Annotated in this window: 15 protein-coding genes; 7 read left to right on the plus strand and 8 right to left on the minus strand. The window is 65.4% G+C overall.

What is annotated here, in order from left to right:
• Nucleotides 1-91: 91 nt before the first annotated feature.
• Together PMN64_RS18405 and PMN64_RS18410 are read right to left on the minus strand one after the other, a co-directional pair.
• The gene (locus tag PMN64_RS18405; RefSeq protein ID WP_411781654.1) at nucleotides 92-1,045 is read right to left on the minus strand and encodes a sugar-binding transcriptional regulator; all 954 of its coding nucleotides are present in this window, start codon (nucleotides 1,043-1,045) and stop codon (nucleotides 92-94) included.
• 9 nt (nucleotides 1,046-1,054) lie between these two features.
• The gene (locus PMN64_RS18410; protein ID WP_411781655.1) at nucleotides 1,055-1,720 is read right to left on the minus strand and encodes an HAD family hydrolase; all 666 of its coding nucleotides are present in this window, start codon (nucleotides 1,718-1,720) and stop codon (nucleotides 1,055-1,057) included.
• 113 nt (nucleotides 1,721-1,833) lie between these two features.
• On the opposite strand from PMN64_RS18410, the gene ybaL reads away from it, so the two are divergent.
• Nucleotides 1,834-3,555 (plus strand): YbaL family putative K(+) efflux transporter, encoded by a 1,722-nt coding sequence (ybaL, locus tag PMN64_RS18415; protein ID WP_411781656.1) that lies wholly within the window; start codon nucleotides 1,834-1,836, stop codon nucleotides 3,553-3,555.
• 61 nt (nucleotides 3,556-3,616) lie between these two features.
• On the plus strand, nucleotides 3,617-3,850 hold the full coding sequence (locus PMN64_RS18420) for a hypothetical protein (RefSeq protein WP_304496818.1): 234 nt from the start codon (nucleotides 3,617-3,619) through the stop codon (nucleotides 3,848-3,850).
• Nucleotides 3,851-3,938: 88 nt separating this feature from the next.
• Here PMN64_RS18420 and PMN64_RS18425 read toward each other — a convergent pair whose 3' ends face one another.
• From PMN64_RS18425 to PMN64_RS18445, 5 genes are all read right to left on the minus strand, one after another.
• Nucleotides 3,939-4,163 carry a hypothetical protein gene (locus PMN64_RS18425; RefSeq protein WP_016843345.1) on the minus strand — a complete coding sequence of 75 codons (225 nt, stop codon included), beginning with the start codon at nucleotides 4,161-4,163 and terminating at the stop codon, nucleotides 3,939-3,941.
• Between the two features lie 51 nt (nucleotides 4,164-4,214).
• Nucleotides 4,215-4,490 (minus strand): chaperone modulator CbpM, encoded by a 276-nt coding sequence (locus PMN64_RS18430; RefSeq protein ID WP_411781657.1) that lies wholly within the window; start codon nucleotides 4,488-4,490, stop codon nucleotides 4,215-4,217.
• Entirely contained in the window at nucleotides 4,487-5,389 is a 903-nt protein-coding gene (locus PMN64_RS18435; protein WP_411781658.1) for a DnaJ C-terminal domain-containing protein, read from the minus strand. Before PMN64_RS18435 ends, PMN64_RS18430 begins: the two co-directional genes overlap by 4 nt.
• A 125-nt stretch (nucleotides 5,390-5,514) precedes the next feature.
• Nucleotides 5,515-5,697 (minus strand): hypothetical protein, encoded by a 183-nt coding sequence (locus PMN64_RS18440; RefSeq protein WP_028343296.1) that lies wholly within the window; start codon nucleotides 5,695-5,697, stop codon nucleotides 5,515-5,517.
• Nucleotides 5,698-5,782: 85 nt separating this feature from the next.
• The gene (locus tag PMN64_RS18445; protein WP_411781659.1) at nucleotides 5,783-7,189 is read right to left on the minus strand and encodes a hypothetical protein; all 1,407 of its coding nucleotides are present in this window, start codon (nucleotides 7,187-7,189) and stop codon (nucleotides 5,783-5,785) included.
• Between the two features lie 669 nt (nucleotides 7,190-7,858).
• On the opposite strand from PMN64_RS18445, the gene clpB reads away from it, so the two are divergent.
• From clpB to PMN64_RS18470, 5 genes are all read left to right on the plus strand, one after another.
• Nucleotides 7,859-10,471 carry an ATP-dependent chaperone ClpB gene (gene clpB, locus PMN64_RS18450; protein ID WP_411781660.1) on the plus strand — a complete coding sequence of 871 codons (2,613 nt, stop codon included), beginning with the start codon at nucleotides 7,859-7,861 and terminating at the stop codon, nucleotides 10,469-10,471.
• Between the two features lie 101 nt (nucleotides 10,472-10,572).
• Complete coding sequence (locus PMN64_RS18455) at nucleotides 10,573-10,827, plus strand: DUF2171 domain-containing protein (protein ID WP_028343298.1); 255 nt, start codon at nucleotides 10,573-10,575, stop codon at nucleotides 10,825-10,827.
• A gap of 148 nt (nucleotides 10,828-10,975) precedes the next feature.
• Nucleotides 10,976-12,037 carry a Dyp-type peroxidase gene (locus tag PMN64_RS18460; protein ID WP_411781661.1) on the plus strand — a complete coding sequence of 354 codons (1,062 nt, stop codon included), beginning with the start codon at nucleotides 10,976-10,978 and terminating at the stop codon, nucleotides 12,035-12,037.
• Nucleotides 12,030-12,845, plus strand: a complete 816-nt coding sequence (locus tag PMN64_RS18465) for a family 1 encapsulin nanocompartment shell protein (protein WP_411781662.1) — start codon at nucleotides 12,030-12,032, stop codon at nucleotides 12,843-12,845. The genes PMN64_RS18460 and PMN64_RS18465 overlap by 8 nt, the downstream gene beginning before the upstream one ends.
• Nucleotides 12,846-12,930: 85 nt before the next feature.
• Entirely contained in the window at nucleotides 12,931-13,122 is a 192-nt protein-coding gene (locus tag PMN64_RS18470) for a hypothetical protein (RefSeq protein ID WP_028334885.1), read from the plus strand.
• Nucleotides 13,123-13,137: 15 nt separating this feature from the next.
• On the opposite strand, the gene PMN64_RS18475 is transcribed toward PMN64_RS18470, so the two are convergent.
• Nucleotides 13,138-14,427 (minus strand): MFS transporter, encoded by a 1,290-nt coding sequence (locus tag PMN64_RS18475; protein WP_411781663.1) that lies wholly within the window; start codon nucleotides 14,425-14,427, stop codon nucleotides 13,138-13,140.
• Between the last annotated feature and the right edge of the window lie 112 nt (nucleotides 14,428-14,539).

Below are 14,539 nucleotides of genomic sequence, written 5' to 3' on the forward strand. Positions count from 1 at the left end.
ACCATGGTCGTCGGCAGCGTCAGATGTGTATAAGAGACAGCCCCAGCCCTCCCCCGCAAGCGGGAGAGGGAGCGCAGCCGACTCGCGACGCCTACCGATCCAGCACCGCGCGCGCGGTGGCCTCATCCGTGATGAGGCCGTTGATCACCCGGCCCGCCAATGCGGCCTTGATCGACGGCACCTTGGCGGCGCCGACGGCCGCGGCGATCGTGGTCGCTTCCGCGGGGATCTGCGGCGGGATGCTCGTCAGCCGCTTGTTGGTGCCGCCCTTGATCAGGCGGCCCCTGGCGTCATAGGCCCAGCCCGTCACCTCGCCGATCGCGCCGAGCCGCATCATCTCGAGCAGTTCCTCGCGGGTGACGAAGCCGTCGACATGGACCTGGGCCTTCTGGTCCATCTGGCCGATGCCGATCAGCCGCAGATCGGCCTTGGCGGCGACCGCCCTCACCCGCGCGATCGGGTCGATGCGCACCATGCGGTTGCGCTCGTCCTCGCTCGACATCAGGAACGGCAGCGGCATCGGGTAATGGCGCGCACCGGTGCGGTCGGCGAGCCGTCCCACCGTGTCGTAGAAGCTCGCCGAGCCGTCGGCGGAGATGTTGCCGACCAGCGAGACGATCTGGTGATCGGGCCGCTCGATCGGCGAGACCCGCTCGACCGCGGCGCGTACCGCGCGGCCGGTGCCGAGCGCGACGATGACGGGCGTCTCCGAGCGCAGCGTCATCTCCAGCAGATTGGCGCTGCGCTCGGCGATCCCTGCATTCGACAGCGGCGCCGCCGGATCGGTCGGTACGACGTCGCAATGGACCAGATCGAACCGCTCTTTCAGTCGCGACGCCAGCTCCATGCAGGCCGCGATGGGGTGTTCGAGGCGAAACGTGATTAGCCGCTCCGCGAGGCACAGCGACACCAGGCGCTGCGCCGAGGCGCGCGACACCTGCAGCATTTTCGCAATCTCATCCTGGGTATGGCCCGCGATGAAATACAGCCAGCCGGCGCGCGCCGCATCGTCGAGGCGAGACTTTTCGTTGTCGGGCGCAGCCATCGTCTTGCGTCAGCCTTCCATCCAGAAATCCGTCATCGCGGCGAAGATTCGATCCGCCCCGGCCTGCCGCAGCAGAGCACTGCCATCCGCCAACCGATAGTGGGCGCCACCGACAAATCCCCACACTTTCATGCCCGCCGCCTTCGCCGCCATCACCCCGCTGACGCTGTCCTCGATCACGAGCGTGCGGCGCGACGTAGCGCCCATCGCGCTTGCCGCATGCAAGAACAGGTCCGGGGCCGGCTTGCCGTGCTTGACCATCTGCGCGGTGTAGAGCCGCGGTCCGAAGCTGGCGGCGAGGCCGGTCAGCTCCAGCGAAAACTTCACCCGCTCGAGATCGCTCGACGAGGCGACGCAATATGGCAGCCGCAATTCCTTGAGCACCGCCGCGATGCCGGCGATCGGCTTCAGCCCGGAGCGGAAGGTCTCACGGACCTGCAGCGCCAGGTCGGGCAGAAAGGTCGCGGGCAACGGCTTTCCGACGCCCCGGCAGTAGTCGACCAGGGCCGCGGTGCTGCGGCCGAGGAAGAGTTCGAGCGCCCGTTCAGTGGTCATCCCGATGCCGGCCTGCACCATCGCCTCGGCAAGACAGCGGCAGCTCAATTCCTCGCTGTCGACGAGCACGCCGTCGCAGTCGAAGATGACGAGATCGGTCTCGGGAAGCCGCGGATCCATCCCGACATGAGATCATATGCTCACGCTATGAGCAATAGATCACAGCTTCGCGCGGAATGCCGCGCCTCAAATGGTCGCGGTGCACCGCCAGGGATGCTGTGCGACAAGGCGAAATGCCGCATGACACACCTCTGATCGCGACCATCGTCGCGGGTCTCGGATTAGCTTTCGTCTTCGGAACCATCGCCCAGCGCTTTCGGGTTCCGCCACTGGTCGGTTATCTGCTCGCAGGCGTGGCCGTCGGTCCGTTCACGCCCGGCTTCGTCGCCGATCAGGCGCTGGCAACCGAGCTCGCCGAGCTCGGTATCATTCTCCTGATGTTCGGCGTCGGCCTGCATTTCTCGCTGAACGATCTGTTGTCGGTGCGCGCGATCGCGGTGCCCGGCGCGATTGCGCAGATTGCGGTCGCGACATTGATGGGCCTCGGCCTCGCGCTGTTGATGGGCTGGACCGTCGGCGCGGGCCTGGTGTTCGGCCTCGCGCTGTCGGTCGCAAGTACCGTCGTGCTGTTGCGCGCGTTGCAGGAGCGCCGCCTGATGGACACCGAACGCGGCAAGATCGCGGTCGGCTGGCTGATCGTCGAAGACCTCGCCATGGTGCTGGCGCTGGTGCTGTTCCCGGCGGTGGCCAGCTTGCAGGGCGGCGATGGCGCGGCGCTCACCTCCGACCCGCTCGCCGCCCGTTTCGGTCTCGGGCTGACCGGCGTATTGGTGTTGACGCTGATCAAGATCGCCGTGTTCATCGCGCTGATGCTGGTGGTCGGACGCCGGCTGATCCCGTGGGTCCTGCACTACATCGCGCATACCGGCTCGCGCGAGCTGTTCCGGCTGACCGTGCTCGCGATCGCGCTCTGCATCGCATTCGGCGCCACCAAGCTGTTCGGTGTCTCGCTGGCGCTCGGCGCGTTCTTCGCCGGAATGATGCTGCGGGAATCGCCGCTCAGCCAGCGCGCGGCCCAGGAAACACTGCCGCTGCGCGATGCCTTCGCGGTGCTGTTCTTCGTCTCCGTCGGCATGCTGTTCGATCCATTCAGCGTGGTCCGCGAGCCCTGGCCGTTCGCAGCGACTTTGTTCGTCATCGTGGTCGGCAAGTCGATCGCCGCGCTTCTGATCGTCGTCCTGTTCCGTCACCCGATGGCGACTGCCCTGATGATCTCGGCGAGCCTCGCCCAGATCGGCGAATTCTCCTTCATCCTGGCCGAACTCGGCGTTGCGCTCAATCTGCTGCCGAAGGCCGGCCGCGACCTGATCCTGGCGGGCGCGATCGTCTCGATCATGCTCAACCCGCTGGTGTTCGCGGTGGTCGACTGGCTGACGTCGCGGCTCGAGAAGCCGCAGACCTCCTCGCCAACCGCCGCAGCTTCTGAACCAATCCCGGTCACCGAATTGCAGGATCACACCATCCTGGTCGGCTACGGCCGGGTCGGCAGCATCGTCGGCGATGCGCTGCATCAACGCAGCGCGCCGTTCCTCGCGGTCGAGGCGTCCGACGACATGGTCGCCAAGCTCAAGGAGCGGGGCATCGAAGCCCTGATGGGCAACGCCGCGCGTGCCAGCGTGCTGCGCGCGACCAATCCGGCCGCCGCGCGATCGCTGGTCATCGCGATTCCCGAAGCCTTCGAGGCCGGCCAGATCGTCGAGCAGGCGCGCGCCGCGAATGCCGGCATCCAGATCATCGCCCGTGCGCATTCCGACGCCGAGGTAGATCATCTGAAAGGACTTGGCGCCGACATCGTGATCATGGGCGAGCGCGAGATCGCCCGCGGCATGATCGAGGAGCTCGACAGGGCACGTCCGGCTGCTATGCGAACCGCCGAGCAGGATTCGGCTGCTTGAGATAGATTACGCCCGCCGCACCGATGCACGCCGCGCGTCACGCGATGAGGGAGATCAAAACATGGCCTTCAAGAGCCCGCACGTTTCGCTGGTGTCGTTCTCGGTCGAGATCGGCGCCGCGGACACGACAAACGTCATGCAGGTCGAGACCGACCTGCATCTGAACACCCGTCATCCGAGCTATGACGTGGACGCCGTGGAGCGGCTGGTGCGTGACGCGCAAGCCTATCTCGCCGGCAATGCCGGTCAGGTCACCCGGATCCGGCTGGTCTCCACCCGCAGCGGCCAGACCTGATGGCTCTTTTTATTCGAGCATGATCTCCGCGCACACGCTTCGCGTTTGTCGCGAGAGAAAACCGGCCTCCACTTTTCCGGATCATGCTCTAGCCGCCAAGAAATGCCGGCGCCAGATCTTCCTGCACGATGATGTTGGCGGCTTCCGTCGTCAGCTCGCTGCCGACCAGGTCAAGATTCTTGGCGGCCTCGAACAGCATCGAGCGGACGTCGTCCGGCGTCAGCACGCCTTTCGCGATCAGCTTGCGCACCAGTGCCTGCAGGATAAGAACATCGATCTCGCCATGCGCCAGCGGCGTCGGCTTGTCCGTCATGATCGTCTCCCAGGCTGATCTCAAGGCTGAGGTTCGTCGTAAGTGAGGCGCCTAGCGCGGTGGTGACGCGATATCCTTGTGCAATTGCTCGAACGCGCGGCGCAGGCCGTGCAGCTGATCGACCAGATGGAGGATGACGTCGATGCCCTCGTCGTTGACGCCGAAGTCGCCCTTCAGGTCATGGATCAGATGCGCTCGCGCCACGTCGGTGTCGGAGAAGCTGACCTCGCCGGCGGTCTCGTCCGGCACGAGCCATTGCTGCTCGATCCAGAACTCCAGCGTCTGCACCTCCAGACCTGCACTGGTGAGGAACTGCTGCTTGTTCATGATGCACCATCCTCGCGCGGATCGAATGCCTTTCGATCCCAGTTCGATACAAACGCCTCGAGCTCGGGATCGGGTCCCTTGGGCAGGACCACCTTGAGCTTGACGAGCTCGTCGCCATGGCCTCCACCGACGTGGGGCGCGCCCTTGCCGCGCAACCGCATGGTCGTGCCGGTGTTCGATCCCTTCGGAACCGTCATGGTCACGGCACCGGTCGGCGTCGGAACGCGGACTTTTCCGCCGAGCACCGCCTCGGACAGCGAGATCGGCAGTTCCAGCGTAATGTCGTCACCCTCGCGGGTGAAGCGCGGGTCGGGGCGAACCTCCACCTCGATCAGCGCATCGCCTGGACCGCCCTTGCCGCTGCCGGGCATGCCCTTGCCGCGCAGACGAATGATCTGGCCATCGACGAGCCCCGGCGGGATCGTCACCTCGAGCATACCGCCGTCGGGAAGCGTCAGCCGCTTGCTCGCGCCGGTGATCGATTCCGCGAAGTCGATCGCGAGAGCGTAATGCAAATCGCGGCCGCGCCGGTTGGCGCGCGCCTGCTCGCTGCGCCGGAGCAACTCGGCGAAGGCGTCGTCCTGGTCCATGTAATCGGCATAGCCGGAACTGTCGGCATAGGGATGCCCCGCATCCGCGGTAGCGAAATCCCGGTAGTAGCGATGCTGCGGCCGCTCGGCGCCATCAGCATCGATCTCGCCGGCGTCGAAGCGCTTGCGCTTCTCGGCATCCGAGAGCAGATCGTTCGCAGCAGCGACTTCCTTGAATTTGTCTTCGGCCGCCTTGTCACCCGGATTGAGATCCGGGTGCAGCTTCTTCGCCAGCTTTCGATAGGCCTTCTGGATATCGGCCGCAGACGCCGTCGGGGCAACGCCAAGAATCTCGTACGGATTTCTCACAACCTGCTCCGCAACACCGTGAGTGCACCTGCAATCATGAGGGCGCAAAAGCAGGCGATTTGCAAGTGCGCAGGCGCGCCGCCCGGAAGCGGCCGACGCAGCACGCGCTCACGTCACATGACGAGCTAGGATGTATGTCCGGGGTCCAGATAGTTCGGCATGTTCTTTTGCTGCTGCGGCGTCATCTTGGCGGTATCCGCCTTGCCGGGCACGCCCCGCGGACCGAGCAGGGCGCGCTGCATATCGTCCTCGCTCAGGCGCGGCTTGCCATCGTCGAGCTGCCCATCGCCACCGTGACTCTGTGCCATGACCAACCTCCAGTGATGATCGCTTGCGCACAGGCGGGACAATACCGCGCTCCGCCGGAACGAGCCAGCGGAGCGCGGACGTGCCTTAGTGTTGCTCCTGCCGCTTCTCCTCCGCGGGATGACCTGCCGCGGGCGCAGCATGCGGAGCGGCGTGCGGCTGTGGCCGTGCGGCCGGCTGGGGATGGCCAGCCTGCGGATGCGGCTCAGGACGCGCCATCGTCTCCGGGCGCACCTCCGGCCTTGCCGTGGGCTCCGATCGTGCTTCGGGCATCGCCGGCTCAGGCCGCGCGACGGGCTTCGCGGCAGGCTCGGGACGCGGCTCTTCCTTGCGCACCTCTTCGGGCCGCTTCTCCTGCACGGCAGGCCGCGCCGCTTCTGCAGGATGCGGCTCAAGCTTCGGCTCGGCGGCAGGCGCTGCGCGCTTCTCTTCGACCGCAGGCCTGTTCACTTCGGCGGGCGGATGCGCCGCAACGCCCTTCTCGGGAACCGGAAGCGCGTGGGATCCGGCAGGCGCCGGTGCAGCAGGATGCGGCTCAGCCTTCGTCTCGGGAGCAGGTGCCGCGCGCTTCTCCTCGGCCGCGGGCTTGTTCGCCTCGGCGGGCGGATGCGCCGCCGGAAGCTCCTTCCCCGGGACCGGGAGCGCGTGGGAAGCAGCCGGTGCTGTTGCGGGCGCGGCTGCAGCTCCCGGATGCCCCGGCTCCCCCGCCGCCGGCCGCGCAGCGTTGGCAGGCACCGCCTCGCCGGCCGCGCGCGCGCGAACCACGCCCGGTCCCTTCAATTCGCCGGGACGCGCCGTTGCGGCGACGGCGGGCACGCCATTGTTGGTCCGCTTGAACAGGCTCGGATCCTGGCTTGCGGTCTCGACCTGCTTGCGTTGCAACGGCGTCGCCGCGAAGTGCTGCTCCTTGGCGATCGCGCGATCGGCCGGCGTCGGCCGCACCTCAATGCCGCCGCGGCCGCCATTGTAGCTGACGTTGTTGACGGTGGTCTGATTGATCGTGACGTTCTTCTCGTAGACGTTGGTGATCCGCGCGCCCTGCAGATTGTTCACGGTGCGATTGTAAAAGAAGTTGCCGTGATCCCAACGGCCGCCTTCATAGCCTGAACCGCCGTAGCCGAAGCCGTAATTGACGCCGCCGTAGAAGCCGACGCGATCACCCCAATAGCCCTGATGGAAAATGAAGCCGCCGCCGAACGCGCCCCAGTAGCCGGGCGTCCACAGCAGTCCGACCCTCGGCGGCTGCACCCAGGTGCCCGGCACCCAGTAGTAATCGCCGCGATCCTCGTCCCACGACCAATTGCCCGGCGACCACATGTAGCCGGGACCAGGCACCGGCGGCTGATCGTAAGTGGGCAACGGCGGCGGCGCGGTCTCGACGGCAGAGACCGGCGCGCATGCCGCATCCTGCGCGATTGCGGGCACCGCAGTCGCATAGAACAGCGCCGTGGCAAGCGCTGCACACGACACGGTCGAATAGAGACGAGTTCTCATTGGGAGCCTCTTCGATGAGCACGTTCAACGTGAGACGGAACAAAAGTTCCGTGCATCGGCAATGCACCGACACACTTCATCGCTAGCGCCTTGACCTTACACCAGCCTGAAACGCATCGACGCAAACGGAAACGCGCACACGCGGCTATTCACGGTCGGTTCAGAGTGCGCCGTGATGCAACGTTGCGAGATTCAGTGGAACATCGCGCGTTGCTTCTCTGCATCATCGAGCGAGCTACGCGAAACGCGACGTGATCGATTCCGACAGCGTGTCCCGAACATGACTTGGGCCTTCGTACGATCACAGCGTTCCATGCTCATCCAGCGCTCGCTTCGCGAGCACAGCGAACCATCGAACCGCAATCAGCGCGATGCGTGCACCCGGCTTGCCGGCGCGGCCGTAGCAGTGCTCCCGGATGAGTGCCAAAGACGAACATCAGCCCTCGCAACGGCTTAACCGCAGCATCCCGGCGGGCGCGCTCCGCGATTGACACTCCCCTGAAAGGACCACACGATGCGAGATGCGACGGCCTTTGGCCCGCGGCTTTTCCGTCGGCGCAATTGCACGGGGCTGTTGCATGATGGATGTCATCGTTCCGCCATCTGTCGCCGGCGGGACTGCGTGGCTGACTTGATCTCGACGAGCCTGCGTTGCCCTGAGGTGCCACGATGAACATAGAAAAATATACTGATCGCGTTCGCGGCTTCATTCAGTCGGCGCAATCGCTTGCGATGCGCGAGGGGCATCAGCAGTTCTCGACGCTTCACATCCTGAAGGTGCTGCTCGACGACAATGAGGGCCTCGCGGCCGGCCTGATCGACCGTGCTGGCGGCAACTCGCGCGCCATCCTCAAGGCGACCGAAGACGCGCTGGCGAAGGTACCGAAGGTGAGCGGCGCCGGCTCGGGACAGATCTATCTGGCGCCGGAGACCGCGCGCGCCTTCGCGGCGGCCGAACAGGCCGCCGACAAGGCCGGCGACAGCTTTGTCTCGGTCGAACGCCTGCTGCAGGCGCTCGCAGCCGACAAGGACAGCGAGGCCGGCAAGCTGCTCGCCAAGGGCGGCGTCAATCCGCAGAACCTGAATGCGGCCATCAACGCGCTGCGCAAGGGCCGCACCGCCGACAGCGCGTCGGCCGAGAACGCCTATGACGCACTGAAGAAATATGCCCGCGACCTGACCCAGGCCGCGCGCGACGGCAAGCTCGACCCGGTGATCGGCCGCGACGAGGAGATTCGCCGCACCATCCAGGTGCTGTCGCGGCGGACCAAGAACAATCCTGTGCTGATCGGCGAGCCCGGTGTCGGCAAGACCGCGATCGTCGAAGGCCTCGCGCTGCGCATCGTCAATGGCGACGTGCCGGAAAGCCTGCAGGACAAGGCGCTGCTCGCGCTCGATCTCGGCGCGCTGATCGCCGGCGCAAAATATCGCGGCGAGTTCGAGGAGCGGCTCAAGGCGGTGCTGCAGGAGGTGACCTCGGCCGAGGGCGGCATCATCCTGTTCATCGACGAGATGCACACGCTGATCGGCGCCGGCAAGGGCGACGGCGCGATGGACGCATCCAACCTCCTGAAGCCCGCGCTCGCCCGCGGCGAGCTGCATTGCATCGGCGCCACCACGCTCGACGAATACCGCAAGCATGTCGAGAAGGACGCGGCGCTGGCGCGACGTTTCCAGCCGGTGTTCGTCTCCGAGCCGACGGTCGAGGACACCATCTCGATCCTGCGCGGCCTCAAGGACAAGTATGAGCAGCATCACGGCGTGCGCATCGCGGATTCGGCGCTGGTCGCCGCCGCGACGCTGTCGAACCGCTACATCACCGACCGCTTCCTCCCCGACAAGGCGATCGACCTGATGGACGAGGCGGCGGCGCGGCTGAAGATGCAGGTCGACTCCAAGCCGGAAGAACTCGATTCGCTCGACCGCGAGATCATCCGGCTCAAGATCGAGCAGGAAGCGCTGAAGAAGGAGACCGATCTCGGCTCCAAGAGCCGCCTGCAGACGCTCGAGAAGGATCTTGTCGATCTGGAAAAGAAGTCGGCGGACATGACGTCGAAATGGCGGTCGGAAAAGAGCAAGCTCTCCGACGCGCAGAAGATGAAGGGCGAGCTCGAACAGTTGCGCACCGAGCTTGCCAATGCGCAGCGCAAGGGTGAATTCCAGAAGGCAGGTGAACTGGCCTATGGCCGCATTCCCGAACTCGAGAAGAATCTTGCGGCGGTCGAGGCCAGCGAGACGTCGTCCGCCAGTGAAACCGTGACCGCCGACAATATCGCGCAAGTAGTGTCGCGCTGGACCGGCGTGCCGGTCGACAAGATGCTGGAGGGCGAGAAGGACAAGCTGCTGCGCATGGAGGAGATGCTGGGCAAGCGCGTCGTCGGCCAGGCCGAGGCGGTCCGCGCGGTGTCGACCGCGGTGCGCCGCGCCCGCGCCGGCCTGCAGGATCCGAACCGGCCGATCGGCTCGTTCATGTTCTTAGGTCCAACCGGCGTCGGCAAGACCGAGCTTGCGAAAGCGCTTGCCGAATATCTGTTCGATGACGAGACCGCGATGATCCGCCTCGACATGTCCGAATACATGGAGAAGCACTCGGTCTCGCGGCTGATCGGCGCCCCTCCCGGCTATGTCGGCTATGACGAGGGCGGCGCCCTGACCGAAGCGGTGCGGCGGCGGCCTTATCAGGTCGTGCTGTTCGACGAGATCGAGAAGGCGCATCCCGACGTCTTCAACGTGCTGTTGCAGGTGCTCGACGACGGCCGCCTGACCGACGGCCAGGGCCGCACCGTCGATTTCCGCAACACGCTGATCATCATGACCTCGAACATCGGCGCCGAATACCTGGTCAACCAGCCGGAAGGCCAGAGCACGAGCGCGGTGCGCGAGCAGGTGATGAACATGGTACGGGCGCACTTCCGCCCGGAATTCCTCAACCGGATCGACGAGATCATTCTATTCCACCGGCTGCAGAAGAGCGACATGGGCCGCATCGTCGAGATCCAGTTCTCGCGGCTGCGCCGGTTGCTGGAGGATCGCAAGATCGAGCTGGAGCTCGATCCGAAGGCGCGCGACTGGCTGGCGGAGAAAGGCTGGGATCCGGCTTACGGCGCCCGCCCGCTGAAGCGGGTGATCCAGCGCAGCGTACAGGATCCGCTGGCGGAGATGATCCTTTCCGGCGACGTGCGCGACGGCTCGGAGGTAAAGCTCTCGGCCACCAAGGCCGGCCTCACCTTCAACGGCAAGAAGCCGGAGAACGCGGCGGCGGACGAATTCGAACCGGTGTGAGACAGGCCGGATTGCCCACGACGCGCTGTCATCGGCGCGTCGTCTGCCGGCATCATATGCAAGCCGACCATACAAGCTGACCTGCAACCAGGGAGAGCGCCATGACGCAGCACCAGATCAAGGACAACATGGAGGTCATCGGCGCCGATGGCGTGCATGTCGGCACCGTCGATCACGTCGAGGGCAACCGCATCAAGCTCAAGAAAAGCGACAGCGACGGCTTCCACAAGGGCCATCACCACTTCATCGAGCTCGGCTTCGTGGCGGGTGTCGAAGGCTCCAAGGTTCGGCTCTCCGCCAACGCCGCGATTGCGGTGACCCTCGAGGAAGAGAAGTCCGGCAAGCCGGTCGATTGAGGCAGGCACCTCTGCAAGCGCGTGAGCCATTCGAGCCCTTGTAAAGGCTCCACCGGCATGCTCCTCTGCCCCTGTCTGGACGCCGATCCGGCGTCCAGCGCCTGCCTTTTGTCCTCGTGGAAGTGCCGTTTTAGTCAAGGAGACCTGCGTGCCATCAGCCGTTCCGCAACCGGTCGCTGCGAAGCTGACGCGCGCGGCCATCTTCCTTGCGGTCACGCTCAAGCCCAATCCGGAATATGATGCGGTGGTGCGGTCGCTATGCGCCGACCTGGGCGCGCTGCTGCGTGCCGTGGGCTTCCGCGACCTCGAGGGCCGGCTGTCATGCGTCATGGGCATCGGCTCCGACGCATGGGACCGGCTGTTCGGTGCGCCGAAGCCGAAAGGTCTGCATCCGTTCCGCGAGATCAATGGCGTCCACCACGCCGTCGCAACGCCGGGCGACCTGCTGTTTCACATCCGCGCCGTGCCGATAGACCTGTGCTTCGAGCTCGCGACCCAGATCATGACGCGGCTCGGCGATGCGGTTGCGACCTCCGACGAGGTGCACGGCTTCAAATATTTCGACGAACGCGACCTGCTCGGCTTCGTCGACGGCACCGAGAATCCCGAAGACCAGGCGGCCACCGACGCCACCATTATCGGCGACGAGGACGCGGCGTTTGCCGGCGGCAGCTATGTGATCGTGCAAAAATACCTGCACGACCTGACGAAGTGGAACGAGCTGCCGGTCGAGATGCAGGAAAAGATCATCGGCCGAACCAAACTGTCCGACATCGAGCTCGACGATGCGGTGAAGCCGAGCTACGCGCACAACGCGCTGACCACGATCGTCGAGAATGGCGAGGAGCTCGATATCGTCCGCGACAACATGCCGTTCGGCAATATCAGCAAGGGCGAGTTCGGGACTTATTTCATCGGCTATGCCAAGTCGCCGCACCGGATCGAGCAGATGCTGGAGAACATGTTCGTCGGCAAGCCGCCGGGCAATTACGACCGTTTGCTCGACTTCAGCCGCGCCGTGACCGGCACGCTGTTCTTCGTCCCGTCGGCGACCTTCCTGGAGGACGTCGCGAGCGAGGCGCCGGCACCCTCGCCCGCCGAGCCGTCTCTGGATGACGCCGGGACCGACGACACACCTGCACCAGGAATACCGCCGTCCGACGGCTCGCTCGGGATCGGCTCGCTGAAAGGAGAGGCTGGACATGAATAATCTTCATCGGGGACTCGCCCCTATCTCGGACGCGGCATGGGCCCAGATCGAAGAGGAGGCCTCGCGCACGTTGAAGCGCCATCTGGCGGCGCGCCGTGTCGTCGACGTCGACGGTCCGAAGGGAACGGATTTCTCCGCGGTCGGCACCGGTCATCTCAAGAAGATTGCGGCGCCGGGCGACGGGGTCGAGGCGACGCAACGCGACGTCCAGGCGCTGGTCGAGCTGCGCGTGCCGTTCGAGCTCTCGCGCCAGGCGATCGACGATGTCGAGCGCGGCGCGAACGATTCCGACTGGGATCCGCTCAAGGATGCCGCGCGCAAGATTGCCTTCGCCGAGGATCGCGCGGTGTTCGACGGCTACGCGGCCGCCGGCATTCGGGGCATCCGTCAGGGCACCAGCAACCCGGTGCTGACGCTGCCGTCGAGCGTCAAGAACTATCCCGCCGTGGTCGCGCAGGCGGTCAGCCAGTTGCGGCTTGCCGGTGTGAACGGTCCCTATACGCTGCTGCTCGGCACCGAGCCCTATACCGCGATCGGCGGCGCCACCGACGACGGCTATCCGGTGCTGCAGCACATCCAGCGCCTGATCGACGGCAAGATCATCTGGGCGCCCGCGATCGAGGGCGGCGTCCTGCTGACCACCCGCGGCGGCGATTTCCAGCTCTCGATCGGCCAGGACCTTTCGATCGGCTATCTCAGCCACTCGGCGAAATCGGTTCAGCTGTATTTCCAGGAGACCATCACTTTCCTGATGCTGACGAGCGAGGCGTCAGTGGTGTTTGCGCCGGAGGCGAAGAAACCCGCTTAGCCCTATCGGCGTTCACTCTTCCAGGAGGCTTCGGCCAATCCGTGGCCGGAGCTTCCGTTGAACTTCAACGGAGAGGAGGCGCGCAATGGACTACGATCTCTACATCAATCCGAAGAAGACATCGGTCGGTCTTTATGTCCGCAAGGGTGCGGGTCTTCCCGATCTTGCCGATGCCAAGGACTGGGTGTTCGACGGCACCTCGGCTCAGGCCAATCTGCCGCCGCAGCTCGTGAAGGAAATCGAGGCCAACGGCCACGCCTTTCGCGACATGGATTAAACGCGTCTGCCGGCGTTATTTCTCACCAGTCTTCACCGGGGCGGTCTCGGGCATCAGGCTCATCGCCACGATGCCGACCGCCGCCGCGAGCAGGAGATACCAGGACGGCGCCAGCGGATCCCCTGACACGTGCAGCAGCCACGTGACCACAAGTTGCGCGGTGCCGCCGAACGTCGCGATGGCGACCGCGTAGATCGTGGCGAACACGCCGCCGCGAATGCTCTGCGGCAGCGCTTCGGTGAAGGCGGCATAGAACGCCGTGAACGGCAGCGATCCGATGAACGACAGGATGCCGAAGCCGAACAGCAGCGACCACGCACCGGGGTCCTGGACGATCCACAGGAAGGCCGGATAGGTCAGCACCAGCACGACCAGCTGCGGCCAGATCATGATCGGCTTGCGTCCGAGCCGGTCGGCAAGCCAGCCGCCCAGCACCGCGCCGATGATCTGCAGTCCGTTGCTGACCAGCGAGACCGTAAACGCCAGCGACGGCGACACATGCAGCGTGTTCTTGGCGTAGGTCGTCATGTATTGCGTCACATAGGTCGAGATCGTGCCGCTGGCCAGGATCATCACCGCCAGCACGATGACGCGAAGATGCCGGCGCGCCAGCGCCACATGGCTCGCGCGTTCGACCTGCCCGGCGACGTGCTCCCCATGCGAGACCGTTTCCGGCAGCGTGCGGCGCATCCAGATGCCGAACGGCAGACAAGCGGCCCCGAGCAGGAACGCGATGCGCCATCCATAGGCCTGCAGCATGTCGGGCGCCATCGCGCTGCTCAGGATGACACCGACAAGCGCGCCCACCGTCGCCGCGATCTCCTGGCTGGCCGGCTGCCAGGCGACCACGAGGCCGCGGTTCCTCGGTGCAGCGATCTCGATCAGATAGGCCGTGGTCGGCCCGACCTCGCCGCCGAGCGCGAACCCCTGCACCATCCGCGCCAGGATCACGATGATCGGCGCCACAATGCCGATCGCGGCATAGGAAGGCGTCAGCGCGATGGTCAGGATCGCGCCGCCCATCAGCGCGAAACTCAGCAGCATCGCCGGCCGCCGCCCGACCCGGTCGGAGAAGATGCCAAGCACGACGCCGCCGATCGGCCGCGTCAGGAAACCGGCGCCGAAGGTCGCAAGCGACAGCATGAGGCTGCCGTATTCGCTGTGCGCGGGGAAGAAGGTGCGCCCGATCTCGGTCGCAAAGAAGCTGTAGGTGATGAAGTCGTAGAACTCCAGCATGTTGCCGATGGTCGCGGCAAACGCTGCGCGCTTGACATCGAACTGTTCCCTGCTCGCAATCTCCGGCAACGCTCTCGGTTCCTTGTCTGCTTGTGCGAGCGGAGTATTATTCCTCCGACCATGTTAGGCAAGGCATGGAGAGCCGCGCGATCTGCATGTGACACAAGCGACAAGAGGAACA

This window comes from Bradyrhizobium sp. UFLA01-814 (assembly GCF_046718885.1).
Lineage (GTDB): Bacteria > Pseudomonadota > Alphaproteobacteria > Rhizobiales > Xanthobacteraceae > Bradyrhizobium > Bradyrhizobium elkanii.